This window comes from Marinomonas sp. SBI8L (genome assembly GCF_001624705.1).
Lineage (GTDB): Bacteria > Pseudomonadota > Gammaproteobacteria > Pseudomonadales > Marinomonadaceae > Marinomonas.
The window spans coordinates 149,995-167,863 of the sequence record NZ_JSEO01000004.1 but is presented as its reverse complement, the minus strand read 5'-3'; the positions used below and the strand labels follow the sequence as shown (position 1 = coordinate 167,863).

The following is a 17,869-nucleotide window of genomic DNA, read 5'->3' as shown; positions in this document are numbered from 1 at the left end:
TTATTTAAACCTAATATTGAGCAAAGTAAGTCTTTGACTAGGTGATAGCACAATATTCTAGACTTTATTATTCCACTCAATACATTCTTCTAATGTAACGCCTTCACCACCAAAAATATCTAAGGCACTACCAATGGTTAGATCGACTTTTCCTTTTGAAAGTGTTTGAACTAAGGCGAGGTCTTCAAGTGTTCTGGCGCCACCGGCATAGGTCGTTGGTATCGAGGAATGCTTACCAAGCAACTCAACTAATTCTTTATCTATGCCTGCCTGTAAGCCTTCAACATCAGCAGCGTGAATTAAAAACTCATCACAATGATCGGCTAGCTCTTGAAGGTTTTCTAAATTGATCTGAGTAGAAGTGACTGTTTGCCAGCGGTCTGTTGCGATATTCCAACCGGTTTCTGTACGACGGCAGCTCAGGTCTAAAATAAGTTTTTCTGTTCCTGTTTCGCGTTTAATTCTATCTAATCTGTCCCAGGAAAATTCGCCATTTTCAAATATGTAAGAGGTAACGATAAGGTGAGATGCGCCGGCTTTTAAGAACTCGCTTGCATTTTTATGATTGACACCACCACCGAACTGCAAGCCATTTGGATAGGCTTTTAATGCTTTAATGGCTTCTTCTATATTACCTGGCCCTAAGGCGATGACATGACCACCAGTTAACTCATGTTCCTTGTAGAGAGCCGCATAATAAGCTGCATCATGTTCACTGATAAAGTTCTCTTTAGCGCCATGATCATTCAAACTGCCGCCAACGATTTGCTTCACTTTACCTTGATGAAGGTCGATACAGGGTCGAAATTTAGTCAATCTAATTGCTCCAAACAATGTCAAAAAAATGCATAAAATAAGCTGAATAAATATGGCCTGATTGTACCTTATTCAAACCTCTGCTTCCTCTAAATGTCTTTATGTTTAGGATAACTGTTACAATATGCCGCTTTTATCAAATCTAGACTAGGTAAATCACACAACTTTAGTCTAATGCCTGTCTATTTTGTACGGAAAATGTCCATGTTAAAAATATCAATTGCAGTTTCTATTGCGGATCATGAAATGGAGTTGACTGCAATTCGCTCTCAAGGTGCGGGTGGGCAAAACGTTAATAAGGTTTCTTCTGCAATTCATTTAAGGTTTGATATTAAAGCATCTTCGCTACCTGAGTTTTATAAAAGTCGATTGTTAGCGCTTAAGGACTCACGTATTACCAAAGAGGGTGTTGTGATTATTAAAGCACAGCAGCATAGAACTCAAGAGTTAAATAGAGAGGATGCGCTCGCTAGACTGAAAGCCTTGATTCTAGATGCAATTAAGGTAGAGAAGGTGAGACGGGCAACCAAACCAACTAAATCTTCGCAACGTAAACGCGTTGATCATAAAAAGCAAAAGGGCCAGATTAAGGCGTTGCGTAAAAAGAACTGGGACTAGGTCTGATTAGCCTATATAGACAGTTTTGAAATAGGGCTATCTAGCCCCATTTCTCTTTTCTAAATAGTGAAATAACAGGGCAATAATACCTGCTAAAAACAAGTATATCCCTGTCATTAAGAGTAATGGTTCATAGACGATATAAGTCTCCTGTCGTATTTTTGAAAATACTGCATAGGTGTCAATGAGAGTAATAGTTGCCACTAAAGGTGTTGCCTTGAGTTGTAAAATGACCTCTCCTCCGATGACTGGCAATGTGCGCTGTATGGCTCTGGGTAGCCAAATACGCGATAAGATTTTAAATGGTGGCATACCAAATGCCTTGGCCGCTTCTAATTCTCCATTAGGAACACCAGCAAAAGCCCCACGCATGATTTCTCCTTCATAAGCGGCAACAGATAGTGTTAAAGCAATAAAGGCATAAGGCCAAGCATCGGTTAAATAAGGCCAAAGAAATGATTCCCGCAACCAGTCTATTTCTGGAAAGATAGAACCAACACCATAATAAAGGAGCCATATTTGTAGTAATAGAGGTGTTCCTCTTATAAGAGTACAAAAGCTCTGGGCTAATTTTGCTAGAAAACTAGGGCCTGTTACTTGAACTAGACCAATTGGAATCGCGAGTAAGAAGCCCGTGATAAAGCTTGTTACTAACAAAATGAGGGTTCGCCAAAGGCCTTCTAAAATAGCGTCTTGATATTCCGGAATCCAGTACCAGCTAAGGTTGTTAACTAGCCCAGCTATCGAGCCTAATGTAATAACAATCAGTAGTATTCTATGAGGCATAAACCAAGCTTTTATTGCCGATAGATCAAGTATGGATGCCGCTTTTTTTTCTTGAGATAAGTTAGGTTGAATTAAAGGCTGATTATCCATGCATTTGTCCTTTATTTGAGCGACGAATGAAGTACTTAAATAAAGCATCCGAAACTAATGAGATACATAAGTAAAGCCCTCCTGCCACGGTCAGAAATAATAGCTGCTCTTTTGTTGCCCCTGCCGCTTGTCTTGCCGCTAATGTTAATTCAGTAAAGCCCACGACAGCGAGTAGTGCGGTATCTTTAGTTGCAATTAGCCAGAGATTGGAGAGACCAGGTAAAGCGTGAGGGAGCATAGCTGGCAAGCTGATACGGTATAGAATTTTGTATTTAGGCATAGCAAATGCGTGGGCTGCTTCTATTTGACCTGCTGGTATCGCAAGCATCGCTGAGCGTATCACTTCAGTTGCATAAGCGCCTTGAACAAACGATATGACCAGTACACCTGCGATAAATCCATTAATTTCAATGTTGCTTATCCCTAATAGGCTGAGCAGACTATTTAGCAAGTTTGGTAAAGCAAAATAAATTAATAAGATTAGAACGAGTTCTGGGATGGCTCGTACCGCCGTTGTGTAGCACGCCCATAAATCACGACAGACAATACTGTTACCTAGTTTGCCAAGCGCGCCCAAAAAGCCAATAACAAGTCCAAATAAGAAGCCTAGAATAGCTATCTCTAATGAGAGAAGAAGCCCAGATAATAAGGTGCCACCCCATCCTGGCGCTTCAAAAGCTAATAACTGCCAAACAGACATAGATTGATAATCAATAAACATAAGTCACCCTAACGTTAACAAGCAAAAACTAAGCAAGTTAACTTGCTTAGTTTTTGTTTATCTTATTCGCCGTAAATATTGAAGGAGAAGTAAGCTTGGGATATTTGCTCGTAAGTGCCATTTTTTCGAATGGCGTCAATGGCATTGTTAAGCTGCTCTTTTAGTTCTGGGTTACCTTTACGTAGGCCAAAACCAATACCTTCTCCTAATAAGGATTCATCATTAACCGCCATCCCCTTTAGATCGCAACAATTCTTTCCTTGCTCTGAATTAAGGAAACTTTCAAGGGTGAGAGCATCTGCTTGGGTTGCATCTATGCGGCCAGAGTAAAGGTCTTGGTTAGCTTCGTCTTGGCTCTGATACTCTTTAATCGTGGCATTAGGGTAATACTTTTTTGCAAACTTCACGTGAATGCTGGCGGCTTGCAAGCCGATTATTTTATTATCGAGTTCAGCTGGTGTACTGCCGAAACTTGCTTTTTTTGAACCTATGACGGAGGCGCCTGATTGATAATATTTATCTGAGAAATCGATTACACGCTTACGGTCAGATGTTATAGAGAGTGAGGCTGCAACCACATCTACTTTTTTGGCGAGTAATGCTGGAATAATGCCATCCCAAGCGGTAGCCACAATTTCACAATCTAGTTTGGCTTGTGCGCAAATTGCCTTAGCTATGTCTATTTCCCAACCTGAATAATTACCAGATGCATCTGGCACAGAAAAGGGTGGGTAAGGTTCGGTGGCAATACCTACTTTAATCGTTTGGGCTGCTAGTGTTGTTGAGAAAAAGCCAATAACAGAGGCGCTAATTAACGCAATAGATGCTTTTAGTTTCATGATTTACTTCCTCTAAATAGATTGTTTTATGTTTGGTATTTCTATTTTTCTTTTTGTTAGCAAACTGACTGGATGAATTGTTTTAGCCTTTCTGATTTTGGCGCATTGAATATCTCTGCTGCAGAGCCAAACTCTTCAACTTTGCCTGCATTCAAGAACATGACTTTATTGGCGACATCCGCCGCAAACTTCATTTCATGCGTCACTATGATCATGCTTCTGCCTTCAGTTGCTAAATCATGCATAACAGCTAAAACTTCACTGACAAGTTCTGGGTCTAAGGCCGAGGTTGGCTCATCAAAAAGCATTAGCTCAGGGTTGATTGCGAGAGCTCTGGCTATGGCTGCTCTTTGCTGTTGGCCGCCGGATAGGTTGCAAGGGTATTGGTGCTTCTTATCGTAAAGCCCAACGCGTTTTAGTAGCTGGTGGGCATTGATTAAGGCTTCATCTTTGGAAATGCCAAATACCTGAGTCGGCACTTCGATAATGTTTTGCTCTATATTCATATGCTGCCAAAGATGAAAGCCTTGAAAAACCATGCCAAGTTTCTGACGGATAAGGCGAAGCTGCTTTTGGTCTTTTGCAACCATGTCACCTTGTTTATTGCGAATGAGTTCAATCTTTTTACCGAAAATATGAATGTCACCAGCACTGGGTGTTTCAAGCATATTTATGCAGCGAAGCGTGGTGGACTTACCTGATCCACTGCCACCAATAAGCGCAATGACATCTCCTTTGTTTGCACTTAGATCTATTCCTTTTAGAACCTCCAATTCGCCAAAGCTTTTCCTTAGATTGGTAATTTCAAGAATGGTGTTGTTTGTATCTATCTCATTTATGGCCATGTTAGGAGTCTCTAAATGATTTCGAAAATAATTAAATTATGCGCTTGCATAAATTTATACACTTGCATAATAATGATGTCAACAGAATCACTTTGAGCAATAAGTGAACAAATAAAAGTGCAATTTAGGAGAATGAAAAAATGAAACTATTTGGTAGTCAGTCAATGGTTGCGCCGATTCAGCGTGTTCTTATGAGGCGCCCAGGAGCAAGCTTACTTGCTGCAGATGCAAAAAAGTGGCATTACGGCACTATGTTTGATGCCCCAAAGGCGATTGAGCAATATGCCGCTTTCGCTGATCTTGTTGCGCAGTCTGGAGCAGAAATTAGCTGGATAGAAGATGATAATGATGGACTTTGTGATGCAATGTTTACTCAAGATGCTTCTTTAGTCACTGATCATGGTGCTGTTTTACTAAACATGGGGAAGGTGTTAAGAGTGCCTGAACCTAACCTTCATAGACAGGCTTATCAAGCTGCTGGTGTTCCTATCTTGGGGGAGTTAACAGGTAGTGCAATGATAGAGGGCGGTGACTTCATTTGGTTGAATGAAAATACTATAGTGGTAGGTTGTGGCTTCCGTTCAAACCGTGAAGGCATTGATCAGCTTAATGAAATTTTAAATCCGTGTAATATTAATGTGATAGGTTTTGATTTGCCGGTATGGCATGGGGCTGAAGCTTGTTTACATTTAATGTCAATGATTTCTCCTCTTGATGAAAAGTTAGCGTTAATATATTCGCCTCTCATGCCAACGGCTTTTTATAATTTACTGTTGGAGGAGGGCTACACATTGATAGATGCGCCAGCGGAAGAGTATCTTGCAAGCGGTGGCTTGAACTTAAATGTTCTGCCAGTTAAGCCTAAAGAATGCATTATGATAGATGGATTCCCTTTGACTAAAGCTATGATGCAAGATGCGGGATGCAAGGTTCATGTGTTTGAAGGAGATGCTCTTTGCATTGCATGCGAAGGAGGGCCAACCTGTTTAACTAACCCAATATTACGAGGCTAAAGCATACCCAGTATGTCTACTAAAAGAAGAGAAGGAAATAATCGACGTCAGGAGCTGATTGAAGCCGCTTTAGACTGTATTGAAAATGAAGGCTTGCAAGGAGCAACAGTCAGAAAAGTGGCTGACTATGCTGGAGTAACCAATGGTTTGATTCGATTTTACTTCTCTAGTAAAGATGAGTTGATAAGGGCGGCTTATGCTGCCCTTTTGGAGAAAATTTATGCAAGTGCTAGGGTAAATATTGAGGACTCTCAATTACCAGCGAAAGAGCGCTTGCGCCGTTTTATAGAAGCGACCTTATCTTTCCCTATTGTGTCGCCAAGAACAGTCTTGCTATGGGCTAACTTTTTGCCTCTTACTTATATTGACGAGCAAATGGCTGCTATTAGAAGTGATGGTTATGTGGAAACAACTAATATTTTACAGCCATTGATAAAAGCCACGTTGGAAGATCATGAGCAATTAATTACAGATCAAGAGTCTGCTCGATCAGCGGTTAAGATTAATGCCGTTATTGATGGTTTATGGTTGGAAGGAAGCATGGCTGGTTATAAGTTTGAAAACGGTGAGTTGGCTCAGATGGGGTTAGAAACAGCGTCAGCCATTTTAGCGATCGAACTTTAAATAAAAGCCCTAATCAAACACTTGATAAGGGCTTTAGTAAAATAGGTTTTATGCCGTTGTTGTTTGTGCTTTTCTTAGCATGCTAACAAGTTCATCTTTTAAATAAACGCGGCGGTGTTTAGCTTTCTCTTCTTCTGCAGTGGTTGCTAATGTCACCTCGTTTTCCATATTTTCAATACTACGAGTTAGCTCATGGTATTCATCAAACAATTTTTTAAAGTGAGCATTCTCCATTTTAAGCTGGTGAATTTCATGCTTAAACTCAGGTAAATCATTAGCAAGAGTGTGGTGTTCTACAGGCATAGTGTCTTCCTTAATTTTTATGTTGATAATTATTTGATCCTGTTTAGAGCATAAGGCGGTATCAGAAAATTATCTTGATCTAGGTTAAGAAAAGCGTAAACCCACAAGCTTTGCTGAAGAATACTCATGTCATAAGGTCAATGACTGCAATCAAAGCAATGCTTAATGTCTGGCAGTATTGTTAATCGATTTTCATCAATGGGTTTGTGACAGGATTGGCAAAGACCATAATTATGTTCTTGTGTTTTTTGTATTGAAGCTTGTAATGCTTCTAAAGCCAAACGTTCAGATTTTTGACACTCATCTAGCACTTCATTAATCATGGGTGAAGCATTCTGCTGTTGTTTGATTTGCTTAATCCTTTCTAGCCTTTCTTTGTAACTATCTAAAAGTCTTGCTTCAGCTCGACTTATCGAGTGGTCAAAGGAGGCAATTTTAATATTTCGGGTAAGGCTCTGACTAACAGGGAAATAAGACATAAGATGCTCCTTTAAAGTTTTGCGGCTAGGGCATGTTTGACTAACATTGATTGAATGGTTTGATTTAGCACTTGGTGTCGTTTTTGATATTGACGTAACTTGTTGCTTGGGTGTGACTCGTCTAGCGCTTGGATCTGTGTTGTTAGTTGCTGGTATTCAATCGCCATGGTTTGAAATTCAGCGTTATACAAGTTTAATAGTCTGATCTCATCAAGATAGTGCGGGTGTTCAAGCATGAGATATGAAAGGTTATTGGCCATCTGAATCTCCTTACTCAGTGTTAGTTTTATGGTTATCAGCTTAGTTTACTTTTTTGATTAAAAAATAGACTAATTTAAAAGCTTTTCTTCGTCCTGATATGTATCAAGTTAACGCTTGTTTATGACACTTTATCGAAACTCAATATCTTATTTTGTGAGAAGAAATGCTTATTTAATGAGGGGTAAAACAGGTCTGTGATTAGCTTGATTCAGCTCTTAGGGGAAGGCGAAGCAAATAGATACTGACACAGATACCTATGCAGATGAGTGATAAAGTCGCCCAAAACTTTCCAACAAGAAATATAGATAGCCCCATACCACACCACATAAAAATAATGGCTCGATTGCGACTCTTTTTAGGTATGCCTTTGTCAGACTGCCAATCCTGAATAATAGGTCCAAAATATTTGTGGGCTGTGAGCCAGTTATGAAAGCGTGTAGATGATTGAGAAAAGCACCAAGCACTTAATAAAATAAAAGGCGTAGTTGGAAGAAGGGGAAGAACTACACCGATAATGCCAAGGACTAATGAGACCCATCCTGTTGCTAAATAAAGTAAGCGTTTAAAAGGGCTTTGTTTATGCTTAGCTGGTTTGGCCATGTGTATTGAGTGTCCTATTGGCAAAGCAAGTGCTTTTACAATAAACCCTATCGTATCAATTGAGAGAGTACAAACTAATTGTATAGGGGAAGCTTTAAGGAGCTATTTGCTTGTTGCTAACAACCCCTTAAAAATTTGATTAAACAAAAGATGACATGTCATCCATTGATTCAGGTGCTGCTAAGCTCCAACCACCTAGACGTTTCCATCTATTTACAATCTCACAGAAAAGCTCAGCGGTTTTCTCTGTATCATATTTTGCTGAGTGTGCTTCTGCATTACTAAATGGAATGGCAGCTGCTTCACACGCTTTAGCTAATACTGTTTGGCCAAATGCAAGACCAGCAAGACTTGCTGTGTCAAAGCTAGAGAAAGGGTGAAATGGATTACGTTTGATATCACAACGTTCGATAGCTGCATTTAGGAAGCCATGATCAAATGCTGCATTGTGACCCACAAGGATGGCGCGTTTACATCCAACCGACTTAAGCTCTTTTCTTACCTTACTAAAAATTTGGCCAAGCACTTCTGCTTCAACAACATCTTTACGTTCAGGGTCAAAAGGATCAATACCTGTGAACTCTAAGGCAGACTTTTCAAGGTTTGCACCTTCAAATGGTCTAACATTGAACTCAATAGTTTCATGGATATAAAGCTCGCCATTTTCATCCATTCTCAGGATGCTGGCAGCAATTTCTAATAATGCGTCAGTTTTATTATTAAAGCCTGCGGTCTCAACGTCGATAACAACAGGTAAGAAACCACGGAAGCGGTCTTTAATTTCGTGCATGGTGGAATTTTGGTGGTTTGACAAGACTAATCCTTAATGTGCCACTTGCTCGTAATGTTATTGCTGGATAGGATTGCAGCATAACACATTTGTTAGCTTGAACGAGATATCTAATGGGAAATGCGGTACTAAAAAAAATGAAAAATATACTAATACCAGCGGTTTGTGCGCTCGGTATTGGATTTAGTGCTTCGTCACAGGCAATAACTCGTTATCAATCTGACTTGACTGAAGCTCAATGGCTTCTTTCTGGTGATATTTTCTCCTGCAGTTTAAGTCATCCCATTATGTATTATGGGGAAGGACATTTTATTAAAAATGCCGGTGAACCCATGAAGTTTATTCTTAACCCAGGTAATGAAAAGTTAGGCCCAGGAAATGTCTATATTATTTCTCAGGCACCAAATTGGTCTCCTGGGTTAAAGCCTGAGACATTAGAGGTTTTGGCTTATCCTGGCTACGGAATGACGGTAGAGGTTGGTGGAAAGGTTGCAGAACGCATGCTTACCAGCCTGAATAAGGGGTTACATCCTGTATTAGCTGGCAGTGCTTGGGAAAGTGGTCGCGAAACCATAGAAGTTGCACTCACAAATATTAATTTTGCACCTGCCTATAATGAATTTAGACGCTGTATGGCGAGCTTGCTGCCTGTTAATTACGATCAGATCGCAAGATCGGCTGTGCTATTTCCTGAAAATGGCGTATTGCTTTCAACTAGGATGCAAGACAGATTGGATCTGGTTGCCTTGTATGTGGCGAATGACCCGAGTGTTGAATACATCTATATTGATGGCCATACAGATTCATTAGGTTCTCGAAGGGATAACCGTGAGCTTTCTAAAAAGAGGGCGGAAGCGGTGACTGCTTACTTGTTAGAGCAAGGCGTCGCAGTAGAAAAAATTATTTCTCGATACCATGGTGAGCGTTATCCAACAATAGATAACAAAACACGATCTAATCGTGAGAGAAACCGTAGGGTGACTATACGCCTCGAAAAATTCGATCCTTAATCTGTTGCGAACGGTGAATCAGGGCCTAGGATATCCATGCCAATGTTTATTTCTAGGTTGAATGTTTTTGTTTGCCCAGAGCAGCCTGCATAAACAATTGTCCATGCCTCTTCACTTCCTGGAGGAGGTATGCGCCAGCAAACGCCTTTGATATTGACGTAACGTGTGCCATCCGAGTCCTCTGTTATGGCGTATACTTCCTCTTCTACTTGTGCATTTTCATATTCTGCTTGAGCTTCTTTGGCTAGCATTAACTGGGTTTTAGTTTGCTCCGAAAAGACATTTTCTAATTCTTCACCAGTCGCTTCTAATTCGTAATTGCTATCAAAGTGATCTGCTTGGGTACTTTCTAAGCTTTGAGACAAGGTTTGTACTGGTGCTTCTAGCGTTTGCCCTTCAATGTGAAATGGTGCCGTGTCGTCAATCAATTTATTGTCTGTCTCAAACTCAGTAGGGGGGGCGCCTTCTAATGGATCTAATAGGTTGCTTTGGCTCGAACTTGATGAGGTTAAGTCTATGTAGCCCTCTATTTCAGTTGAGGTTTGTGAAACAGGAGCTTGTACTTGATTATCTGTTTTTACATTGGCTTCTTTTGGGGCGCTGTCAATCAAGCTTAAACTTAATTTAGGTTTTACTTGTGGTAAAGAGGGAGCGTCTTTTGGCTGATCAAAGCCAATAAACGGGGTTATCCAGGGTGAAAGAATAATAAGGTGCAAGCCGATAGCGATGAGTAGAATAACTAAAAAAGTACGCTTACTTGTTTTGGGTGTAGGAAGAGGCTTGTTCATGATTTCTTATGTGATTAAATTAAGTAAATTTTACCTCTTATAGCGCAGAGAATCGATGTTTTTTGACACTCTGAGTCTACTTGATAAAAGTACTTTTTGGGATTTTGAAAAGGGTATAAGGCTATAGCAAAAAAATGATGTGAAAGCAGTGGCTTTTTAAGCTTCGGGGTTGGGCTTTGAACGCTCCACACGTATACTGTTGGCATATAAATTATGAGAAAAAAATATGTCTAGGTTGATTGCTCTTGTATTTGTCACTTCCCTCTTGATTGCATGCGGTAATAAGGGGGCATTGTATTTACCTACGGCCGATAATGGGCCAGCTCAACCTAGCCAGACCAATCAATAAGGATAAAGTTTAGTGGACTTTTTTAATTATAAAGATCAAGCGTTAATGGCAGAAAACGTTTCTATCGCAAGTATTGCGGAGCAGCATGGAACACCTTGTTATGTTTACTCAAAAGAAACTCTAGAGCGCCATTACAAGGCCTATGCAGATGCATTTTCTTCTCACCCCTCTTTAATCTGTTATGCCGTTAAAGCTTGCTCAAATATCGCTATTTTGAATGTGCTAGCAAAAATGGGAGCTGGTTTTGATATTGTTTCTGTTGGCGAGCTAGAGCGTGTTCTACGTGCTGGTGGTGATGCTAGCAAAGTAATGTTTTCTGGTCTCGGAAAGCAAGCGCATGAGATGGAGCGAGCTCTCGAAGTGGGGATTCATTGTTTTAATATTGAGTCCGAGTATGAGCTGTACCGTTTAAATGAAGTTGCAGAAAAATTGGGTAAAAAAGCACCTGTTTCATTAAGGGTAAACCCAGACGTTGATGCTAAAACACATCCTTATATCTCAACGGGTCTGAAAGAAAATAAATTTGGCATTGATATTAATGACGCGGTACGAATCTACACGATAGCTCATGAGCTTCCGCATCTGAATGTAATGGGGGTTGATTGTCATATTGGTTCTCAGTTAACTGAGTTAACACCTTTTATCGATGCATTTGATCGTCTATTGAAGTTGATTGATGAGCTAGCCTTATCTGGTATCGAAATTAAGCATGTTGATTTAGGTGGTGGTTTAGGTGTTCGTTATCGTGATGAAGTACCACCCGTCCCTGCTGACTATGCCGCACTTGTTTTACCTAAAGTGGCGGATAGAAACTTCTCTCTTGCGTTTGAACCAGGTAGATCTATTGCGGCAAATGCTGGCGTGCTTGTTACTCAGGTCGAGTTCTTAAAGTGTTCAGAGCATAAAAACTTTGCCATTATCGATGGCGCTATGAATGATCTTATTCGTCCGTCACTTTACAGTGCTTGGATGGATATTGTGCCTGTGAAGTTGAAAGCTAAAGCGACAGAAAATAAAAAGGTTTATGACCTAGTTGGGCCTGTTTGTGAAACAGGAGACTTCTTAGGTAAAGATAGAGAGCTTGATTTAGAGGCGGGTGACCTACTCGCAGTTAGATCTGCAGGAGCCTATGGTTTTACCATGTCGTCTAACTATAACAGCCGTAATCGTGCTGCTGAAGTAATGGTTGATGGTGATAAAGCTCATCTTATTCGTTCTCGTGAAACAATTGATCATCAGCTAGCTGGTGAGCAAATTTTGCCAGAATAAAAGAAGGAGCCTAGTTTTGTTGCTTAAATTTACCAAAATGCATGGTCTAGGGAACGACTTTGTAGTGGTTGATGCGGTAAGTCGTAAAGTTTATTTTAATAAAGATATGATAGCTCGCCTGGGTGATCGTCATACGGGTATTGGTTTTGATCAACTACTTTTGGTTGAACCGCCAACTAACCCTGATATGGATTTTAGATATCGTATCTTTAACTGTGACGGTAGTGAAGTTGAGCATTGTGGAAATGGTGCTCGTTGCTTCGCAACTTTTGTTCAAGATAAGGAACTGATTGATAAAGACATTATCAATGTTGAAACCAAAAATGGGCCTATTCAGTTACGAGTTTTAGCGGGTGGTTTAGTTACGGTTGATATGGGGGTTCCAAGCTTTGAGCCTGCTGACTTACCATTCATAGGTAGTGCTAATGGGGATTTTTACGATATTCCCGTTGCGGGCTCACTTTATCAAATAACTCCTGTGTCTGTGGGTAATCCGCATGCTGTTCATAAGGTTGATAAGCTAGATGATGATTATGTGGAGCAGGTCGGTGCAGCGATTGAAAGCCATGAATTATTCCCTAACAATGTTAATGTTGGTTTTATGCAGCTTGTTTCTGAGTCTGAAATAAACTTAAGGGTTTATGAGCGAGGCGTTGGGGAAACCCAAGCATGTGGAACAGGAACCTGTGCTGCAGTTGTGGCTGGTATTAAACAAGGTTGGCTTGCAAGTAAAGTAAAAGCGAACTTATTAGGTGGTGAGTTAACTATCGAATGGCAAGGTGAAGGTCACCCAATTTTAATGACGGGACCTACCGCCAAGGTGTTTGAAGGCCAGATATATCTATAAAGAGGCAGTATGACCGAAGAAGCTAGCGTAATTGAATTCTTAAAAGCAAATCCAAAGTTTTTTCATGATCATTTGGATTTGCTAGAAACCTTGGATGTGCCCCATGCTTTGGAGCCAAATAACACGGTTTCTTTGATTGAACGTCAGGTGTTTTTATTACGTAAATCTGCTGAAGACTATAAAAGCCAGTTTGAGCGCTTAGTTGATGTTGCCCGTGAAAATGAGTCGATTATGCACAAGAGCCGTCGCCTTGTGTTAGCTGGCATGGTTTGCACTAACTTAGATGAGTTTGCCATCATGCTTGATGACGTCATGCGTGATGATTTTCATATTCAGCTTCACTCTTTGGTGCTTTTCTCAGAGAAAGAGTTAGATACTAATATTAGAGTGACACCAATGCATCAGGCAGGTCCAGTGCTTAAAGAGGTTCTGCTAAAAACTGGTTGCTATTGTGGTGCTTTGTCGGTTGATGAAGCTCAATATCTGTTTCAAGATAAAGCTGATCAAGTTATGTCTTCTGCTGTATTGCCTCTGGTGTCCCATTATCAAGGCGCGGATAGGTATATTGGTGTGTTAGCTTTAGGTAGTGAGGAGCTAGAGAAATTTAAACGTGAAAAAGGCGTGATGTTTCTTGAGTATTTGTCTGAAATTCTAAGTGCTATTTTAATAAGGTTGCTACCGTGACACGTTTAATTACCTTTGATCTTGATAATACCCTTTGGGATGTAGAGCCTGTGATAGTAAGAGCTGACCAGGCAATGTTTCATTGGTTTGAAGACAGGTTTCCTGGTTTTAATCAGGCATTTGATCAAGCGGCTTTATTTAAGCTTAAGCAACAGTTACTGGAAGATTCATCTGCTCTAAGAGCTGATATCTCGCGTTTGCGAGTGGAAGTGTATCGAGTGGCATTGCAGGATTTTGGTTTACCAAAGGAAGAGGCTGCTTTAGTTGCTCAATCTGCCTTTGATTACTTTCATGAGTGGCGTCAAAAAGTTGATTTGTATCCGGGTACTAAAAAAGTACTGTGGCAATTAGCTAATCATTATCGCCTAGCTGTGATTACTAATGGCAATGCTGATGTATTTCACCCTGATGTTGGTTTATCTGACTCTTTTGAATTTGCTGTAAGGGCAGACAAAGAAGGGATCGCAAAACCTAATGCGGATATTTTTCTAAAAACGGCCGAGCTAGCAGGTGTTGATGTTAGTAATCTGATCCATGTTGGTGACAATGTGCATGATGATGTGAACGGTATTAATCAGGTTGGTGGACGAAGTATCTGGTTTAATCGTCATGGTGCAAGGCGTTGGCAAGATAAATGGCCAAGCCGCCCAGATGCTGAAGTGCATGCTTTAGAAGAGTTACCAGAAGTAATTGCTGATATGATTGCGCAAAATTAAGTCAGCGAAAGCTTAAGGAATAAGAAAATAGTTTTTTACTATTGAGTTAGTAGTAGGAACTCATTTTTACACCTATAAAAAAGTGCTAAACTAGCACATATTCAAAGATAATATGATTTAAGGAATTTCAAATGGGTGACAATACTATCCAAATTACCGATGCACAATTTCAAGACGAAGTGCTGAATTCTGAACTACCTGTAGTAGTTGATTTTTGGGCTCCTTGGTGTGGTCCTTGTAAAATGATTGGTCCAGTACTTGAAGATGTTGCTGGTGAAATGGAAGGCAAGATCAAAGTTGTTAAAATTAACGTTGACGAAAACCCTGATACAGCGCCTAAGTACAATGTTCGCGGTATCCCAACCTTATTGGTTGTTAAAGGTGGTGAAGTAGTAGCAACTAAAGTTGGTGCTGTTTCAAAAAGTCAGCTTGTTGACTTTATTGATACTGCTATCTAAATCATCTTTTGATTTGGGTAATAAAAAAGCAGCCAATAGGCTGCTTTTTTTGTGCTCATGTTTTGTTTAGTGCATTACTTTTTGATGCTAGCTAGTTTCTGTATATAGTCTGGTGAGTGGTAGCTTTCTAATGCACTTGCCATTGTTTGTGCATAAGGTAAGTAACTCTTGAGCTCTTTCTTTGCCATAGGCTCGTCATTAGGTAGCTTCACTGTTACAGGGTTCTTATGAGTACCATTGATACGGAACTCATAATGCAGGTGAGGGCCAGTTGCGTAACCAGTTTGACCAACAAAAGCAATTGTTTGGCCTTGTTTCACTCTACCACCACGTTTGATCTTACGAGAGAAGCCATTCAAATGAGCATAAAGGGTTGTATAGCCACGACCGTGATCAAGAATCACAACATTACCATAACCATTTTGCTTACCTTTAAAAATGACTTTACCATCACCTGAAGCTTTAACTGGCGTGCCCTTAGATGCTGCGTAATCTACGCCACGGTGTGGGCGAGTTGTTTTGAAAATCGGGTGTAAGCGATTTGGGTTGAATTTTGATGAGATACGGGTGAAATCAACTGGTGTACGCAGAAAGGTCTTACGCATAGAGAGACCATCTGGTGTGTAGTAATGAGCACCTTTGTCAGTCTCGTAACGAATCGCTTGGTAAACACGGCCATTATTTACAAACTGTGCCGCGAGTATGTTGCCAAACCCAATTGATTGGCCGTCTAAATATTTTTCTTCAAATAGAAGACTAAAGGTATCGCCATCTCTTAGGTCTAATGCAAAGTCGATATCCCAGCCAAAAATATTTGCCATTTCAATTAGCATGGATTGGCTTATGCCTGCTTTTAAGCCGTCAAGAAAAAGAGAGTTACTTATCGTCGCTTCCTTGTAGACGTTAACAATCTCGGGCTCTCTTACTAGCTTATTACTAACAAATATCCCTTCTTTCTTTTCAAATGCAATGGTTTCAAGTTGGGATTTTATGAGTTTTAGGCTAATTAGCTCATTGGTGTTTTTGTCTTTGACAAACTCTAGTTCCTGTCCTGGCCTCATTCTTGTTAGTTCTTTAGGCTTTTTATCCGCACTAGAGACACGGTATATATCCTGATTAGAAATGCCATGGGAAGATAGAATCTTAGAAAGTGAGTCGCCAGATTTAACCGAAGCTTGCTGTGTAATATAGCTAGGATCGTGTTTTACCAAACCAGAAGGTGTTGGTAGCTCAGCTGGGTTGTTAATGACAGCTGGGGCTTCTGTGTCTGTTATCTTAGTTTTAACGATTTCTTCGTCAATAGAGATAATTTGCAATGGAACTTCAAGCTTGATTGTTGTTTCTTCAACTTCGGAAGGTGCAAAGCCAACAAGTAATGCCACGATGGAAGTGGTAGCTGCAAGTAAAAAAAGATGTTTTGAGAGATTTGTTCTAGCCAAGAGAATACCTAAAAATCTGAAATAAAGCCTTATAATGTTACCAATAATGCCTTTATAATTGAATGCTTTTACTGAAACAAGATTTTTAATTAACTAACTTATACGAATTTTAGAATTGGGAAATGATTTCGCTATGACAATAGGTAGTAACGACCTTTTAAAAGACCTACAAAATCGTGGGCTAATTGCTCAAACAACAGCTGAAGAAGAGCTGGCTAATCACTTGAATGAGACAAGTCGTACTCTTTATTGTGGCTTTGACCCGACAGCAGATAGTTTGCACATAGGTAGTTTGGTGCCATTACTTATGCTTAAGCGTTTTCAACAAGCTGGTCATAAACCTTTAGCACTTGTTGGCGGTGCGACAGGCTTGATCGGTGATCCTAGTTTTAAAGCTGCTGAACGTAAGTTAAACGGCCCTGAAGTAGTGAATGAATGGGTTGGTAAGCTTAAGACGCAAGTGAGCCAATTTATTGAATTTAACGATAAAGCAAACAGTGCTGAAGTAGTTAATAACTATGACTGGACGAAAGATCTAAATATTCTCGATTTCTTACGTGATGTGGGTAAACATTTTTCTATTAATGCCATGATACAAAAAGAGTCAGTAAAACAGCGTATTAATCGTGAAGGTGAAGGTATTTCATTCACTGAATTTACTTATATGATTTTGCAATCATTTGATTTTGCAGAACTTAATCGTTTGAATGGTTGTAGCCTTCAGATTGGTGGTAGTGACCAATGGGGTAATATCACAGGCGGTACAGAGTTAACTCGTCGCCAAAATGGTAATCAGGTATTTGGTTTGACCATGCCGCTTGTTACCAAATCTGACGGTACTAAGTTTGGTAAGACTGAGTCCGGCACAATTTGGTTAGATGCTAAAAAGACAAGCCAATATGCTTTCTTCCAATTCTGGTTAAACACAGCTGATGCTGATGTTTATAAATTCTTGAAGTACTTCACTTTCTTATCTGTCGAAGAAATAGATGGTATTGAAAAAGCTGATCAAGAAGCAGAAGGTAAGCCTCGAGCTCAAGGTATTTTAGCAAAAGAAGTAACACGCCTTGTTCACGGTGATGAAGGGCTTGCAGCAGCTGAACGTATTACTCAAGCTTTATTTAGTGGCGAAGCAGCTGATTTAAGTGAACAAGATTTGGCTCAGATACAATTAGATGGTCTGCCATCAACTGAGTTTGAGTTATCTGAACTAGCTGATACGCCTTTAACAAGTTTCTTTACTGAATCTGGTCTTGCATCAAATGGTAAGCAAGTTAAAGATGCGTTGCAGCGCAACTCTGTTTTTGTAAATGGGGAAGCGAAAGGGATGCAAGATAACATGTTAGCAAGCAAAATATTTGCAGCTGATAAAGGTTATTACAATAAGTACTTCCTCGTTAAACTAGGTAAAAAGAAACATCACTTGTTTGTATTGAAGTGAGTGATAGTAGAGGCTTGGCTGACTTTATCTGCTTGGTCTTTCAAGTTTCTTTTCGCTAATAAAAAACCCAGCATAAGCTGGGT

At 40.1% G+C, this 17,869-nt stretch carries 23 protein-coding genes; 11 read left to right on the top strand and 12 right to left on the bottom strand.

Annotated elements, in window-relative coordinates:
• Positions 1-57: 57 nt before the first annotated feature.
• Positions 58-816 carry a phosphoribosylformimino-5-aminoimidazole carboxamide ribotide isomerase gene (gene hisA, locus OA91_RS06995; protein ID WP_063337382.1) on the bottom strand — a complete coding sequence of 253 codons (759 nt, stop codon included), beginning with the start codon at positions 814-816 and terminating at the stop codon, positions 58-60.
• Between the two features lie 204 nt (positions 817-1,020).
• On the opposite strand from hisA, the gene arfB reads away from it, so the two are divergent.
• Positions 1,021-1,434, top strand: coding sequence for an alternative ribosome rescue aminoacyl-tRNA hydrolase ArfB (arfB, locus tag OA91_RS06990; RefSeq protein WP_063337381.1), 414 nt, complete (start codon positions 1,021-1,023; stop codon positions 1,432-1,434).
• A gap of 36 nt (positions 1,435-1,470) precedes the next feature.
• Here arfB and OA91_RS06985 read toward each other — a convergent pair whose 3' ends face one another.
• The 4 genes from OA91_RS06985 to OA91_RS06970 all read right to left on the bottom strand — a co-directional run bounded on the left by OA91_RS06985 (position 1,471) and on the right by OA91_RS06970 (position 4,715).
• Entirely contained in the window at positions 1,471-2,310 is an 840-nt protein-coding gene (locus OA91_RS06985) for an ABC transporter permease (RefSeq protein ID WP_063337380.1), read from the bottom strand.
• Positions 2,303-3,031 (bottom strand): ABC transporter permease, encoded by a 729-nt coding sequence (locus tag OA91_RS06980; RefSeq protein ID WP_063337379.1) that lies wholly within the window; start codon positions 3,029-3,031, stop codon positions 2,303-2,305. Before OA91_RS06980 ends, OA91_RS06985 begins: the two co-directional genes overlap by 8 nt.
• Positions 3,032-3,093: 62 nt before the next feature.
• Positions 3,094-3,870, bottom strand: coding sequence for a transporter substrate-binding domain-containing protein (locus OA91_RS06975; RefSeq protein ID WP_063337378.1), 777 nt, complete (start codon positions 3,868-3,870; stop codon positions 3,094-3,096).
• 56 nt (positions 3,871-3,926) lie between these two features.
• Positions 3,927-4,715 carry an ATP-binding cassette domain-containing protein gene (locus OA91_RS06970; protein WP_046016960.1) on the bottom strand — a complete coding sequence of 263 codons (789 nt, stop codon included), beginning with the start codon at positions 4,713-4,715 and terminating at the stop codon, positions 3,927-3,929.
• A 140-nt stretch (positions 4,716-4,855) separates the two neighbouring features.
• On the opposite strand from OA91_RS06970, the gene OA91_RS06965 reads away from it, so the two are divergent.
• Both OA91_RS06965 and OA91_RS06960 read left to right on the top strand, forming a co-directional pair.
• Positions 4,856-5,728, top strand: a complete 873-nt coding sequence (locus OA91_RS06965) for a dimethylarginine dimethylaminohydrolase family protein (protein WP_063337377.1) — start codon at positions 4,856-4,858, stop codon at positions 5,726-5,728.
• A gap of 12 nt (positions 5,729-5,740) precedes the next feature.
• Positions 5,741-6,352, top strand: coding sequence for a TetR/AcrR family transcriptional regulator (locus OA91_RS06960; RefSeq protein ID WP_063337376.1), 612 nt, complete (start codon positions 5,741-5,743; stop codon positions 6,350-6,352).
• Between the two features lie 48 nt (positions 6,353-6,400).
• Here OA91_RS06960 and OA91_RS06955 read toward each other — a convergent pair whose 3' ends face one another.
• The 5 genes from OA91_RS06955 to rnt form a co-directional block, all read right to left on the bottom strand.
• Entirely contained in the window at positions 6,401-6,655 is a 255-nt protein-coding gene (locus OA91_RS06955; RefSeq protein ID WP_046016963.1) for a YdcH family protein, read from the bottom strand.
• Positions 6,656-6,792: 137 nt separating this feature from the next.
• Positions 6,793-7,134, bottom strand: a complete 342-nt coding sequence (locus tag OA91_RS06950; protein ID WP_063337375.1) for a TraR/DksA C4-type zinc finger protein — start codon at positions 7,132-7,134, stop codon at positions 6,793-6,795.
• Positions 7,135-7,145: 11 nt separating this feature from the next.
• Positions 7,146-7,394, bottom strand: a complete 249-nt coding sequence (locus OA91_RS06945; protein ID WP_063337374.1) for a hypothetical protein — start codon at positions 7,392-7,394, stop codon at positions 7,146-7,148.
• A gap of 199 nt (positions 7,395-7,593) precedes the next feature.
• Positions 7,594-7,995: a YbaN family protein gene (locus OA91_RS06940; RefSeq protein WP_063337373.1), complete on the bottom strand. Its 402-nt coding sequence runs from the start codon at positions 7,993-7,995 to the stop codon at positions 7,594-7,596.
• Positions 7,996-8,134: 139 nt separating this feature from the next.
• Positions 8,135-8,785, bottom strand: coding sequence for a ribonuclease T (gene rnt / locus OA91_RS06935; RefSeq protein WP_046016967.1), 651 nt, complete (start codon positions 8,783-8,785; stop codon positions 8,135-8,137).
• Between the two features lie 137 nt (positions 8,786-8,922).
• Here rnt and OA91_RS06930 point away from each other — a divergent pair, with 137 nt between their 5' ends.
• Positions 8,923-9,795 (top strand): flagellar protein MotY, encoded by an 873-nt coding sequence (locus OA91_RS06930; protein ID WP_046017088.1) that lies wholly within the window; start codon positions 8,923-8,925, stop codon positions 9,793-9,795.
• Here OA91_RS06930 and OA91_RS06925 read toward each other — a convergent pair.
• Complete coding sequence (locus tag OA91_RS06925) at positions 9,792-10,583, bottom strand: hypothetical protein (RefSeq protein WP_063337372.1); 792 nt, start codon at positions 10,581-10,583, stop codon at positions 9,792-9,794. The genes OA91_RS06930 and OA91_RS06925 overlap by 4 nt on opposite strands.
• A gap of 226 nt (positions 10,584-10,809) precedes the next feature.
• Between OA91_RS06925 and lptM the strand changes: the two genes are divergently transcribed.
• From lptM to trxA, 6 genes are all read left to right on the top strand, one after another.
• Positions 10,810-10,932, top strand: coding sequence for an LPS translocon maturation chaperone LptM (gene lptM / locus OA91_RS24005; RefSeq protein ID WP_082827817.1), 123 nt, complete (start codon positions 10,810-10,812; stop codon positions 10,930-10,932).
• A 12-nt stretch (positions 10,933-10,944) separates the two neighbouring features.
• A complete protein-coding gene (gene lysA, locus OA91_RS06920) occupies positions 10,945-12,201 on the top strand; it encodes a diaminopimelate decarboxylase (protein WP_063337371.1) in 1,257 nt (418 codons plus the stop codon).
• Positions 12,202-12,217: 16 nt separating this feature from the next.
• Positions 12,218-13,048 (top strand): diaminopimelate epimerase, encoded by an 831-nt coding sequence (gene dapF, locus OA91_RS06915; protein ID WP_063337370.1) that lies wholly within the window; start codon positions 12,218-12,220, stop codon positions 13,046-13,048.
• A 9-nt stretch (positions 13,049-13,057) separates the two neighbouring features.
• Entirely contained in the window at positions 13,058-13,732 is a 675-nt protein-coding gene (locus OA91_RS06910; protein ID WP_063337369.1) for a DUF484 family protein, read from the top strand.
• Positions 13,729-14,448, top strand: coding sequence for an HAD family hydrolase (locus OA91_RS06905; protein ID WP_046016972.1), 720 nt, complete (start codon positions 13,729-13,731; stop codon positions 14,446-14,448). Before OA91_RS06910 ends, OA91_RS06905 begins: the two co-directional genes overlap by 4 nt.
• Positions 14,449-14,579: 131 nt before the next feature.
• Positions 14,580-14,906, top strand: coding sequence for a thioredoxin TrxA (gene trxA / locus OA91_RS06900; RefSeq protein WP_063337368.1), 327 nt, complete (start codon positions 14,580-14,582; stop codon positions 14,904-14,906).
• Between the two features lie 74 nt (positions 14,907-14,980).
• Here the strand turns inward: trxA and OA91_RS06895 are convergent, their stop codons facing one another.
• Complete coding sequence (locus tag OA91_RS06895; protein ID WP_231870330.1) at positions 14,981-16,345, bottom strand: peptidoglycan DD-metalloendopeptidase family protein; 1,365 nt, start codon at positions 16,343-16,345, stop codon at positions 14,981-14,983.
• Between the two features lie 133 nt (positions 16,346-16,478).
• Between OA91_RS06895 and tyrS the strand changes: the two genes are divergently transcribed.
• Positions 16,479-17,786 (top strand): tyrosine--tRNA ligase, encoded by a 1,308-nt coding sequence (tyrS, locus tag OA91_RS06890; protein WP_063337367.1) that lies wholly within the window; start codon positions 16,479-16,481, stop codon positions 17,784-17,786.
• Positions 17,787-17,869 lie beyond the last annotated feature (83 nt).

Bases quoted from the DNA above. Each gene is read 5' to 3' on its own strand.
- OA91_RS06955 (WP_046016963.1), bottom strand. From the start codon at position 6,655: ATGCCTGTAGAACACCACACTCTTGCTAATGATTTACCTGAGTTTAAG.
- OA91_RS06980 (WP_063337379.1), bottom strand. From the start codon at position 3,031: ATGTTTATTGATTATCAATCTATGTCTGTTTGGCAGTTATTAGCTTTT.
- OA91_RS06925 (WP_063337372.1), bottom strand. From the start codon at position 10,583: ATGAACAAGCCTCTTCCTACACCCAAAACAAGTAAGCGTACTTTTTTA.
- OA91_RS06910 (WP_063337369.1), top strand. From the start codon at position 13,058: ATGACCGAAGAAGCTAGCGTAATTGAATTCTTAAAAGCAAATCCAAAG.
- rnt (WP_046016967.1), bottom strand. From the start codon at position 8,785: ATGCACGAAATTAAAGACCGCTTCCGTGGTTTCTTACCTGTTGTTATC.
- tyrS (WP_063337367.1), top strand. From the start codon at position 16,479: ATGACAATAGGTAGTAACGACCTTTTAAAAGACCTACAAAATCGTGGG.
- OA91_RS06930 (WP_046017088.1), top strand. From the start codon at position 8,923: ATGAAAAATATACTAATACCAGCGGTTTGTGCGCTCGGTATTGGATTT.
- lptM (WP_082827817.1), top strand. From the start codon at position 10,810: ATGTCTAGGTTGATTGCTCTTGTATTTGTCACTTCCCTCTTGATTGCA.
- OA91_RS06970 (WP_046016960.1), bottom strand. From the start codon at position 4,715: ATGGCCATAAATGAGATAGATACAAACAACACCATTCTTGAAATTACC.
- trxA (WP_063337368.1), top strand. From the start codon at position 14,580: ATGGGTGACAATACTATCCAAATTACCGATGCACAATTTCAAGACGAA.
- OA91_RS06950 (WP_063337375.1), bottom strand. From the start codon at position 7,134: ATGTCTTATTTCCCTGTTAGTCAGAGCCTTACCCGAAATATTAAAATT.
- OA91_RS06940 (WP_063337373.1), bottom strand. From the start codon at position 7,995: ATGGCCAAACCAGCTAAGCATAAACAAAGCCCTTTTAAACGCTTACTT.
- arfB (WP_063337381.1), top strand. From the start codon at position 1,021: ATGTTAAAAATATCAATTGCAGTTTCTATTGCGGATCATGAAATGGAG.
- OA91_RS06945 (WP_063337374.1), bottom strand. From the start codon at position 7,394: ATGGCCAATAACCTTTCATATCTCATGCTTGAACACCCGCACTATCTT.
- OA91_RS06975 (WP_063337378.1), bottom strand. From the start codon at position 3,870: ATGAAACTAAAAGCATCTATTGCGTTAATTAGCGCCTCTGTTATTGGC.
- OA91_RS06985 (WP_063337380.1), bottom strand. From the start codon at position 2,310: ATGGATAATCAGCCTTTAATTCAACCTAACTTATCTCAAGAAAAAAAA.
- OA91_RS06965 (WP_063337377.1), top strand. From the start codon at position 4,856: ATGAAACTATTTGGTAGTCAGTCAATGGTTGCGCCGATTCAGCGTGTT.
- OA91_RS06960 (WP_063337376.1), top strand. From the start codon at position 5,741: ATGTCTACTAAAAGAAGAGAAGGAAATAATCGACGTCAGGAGCTGATT.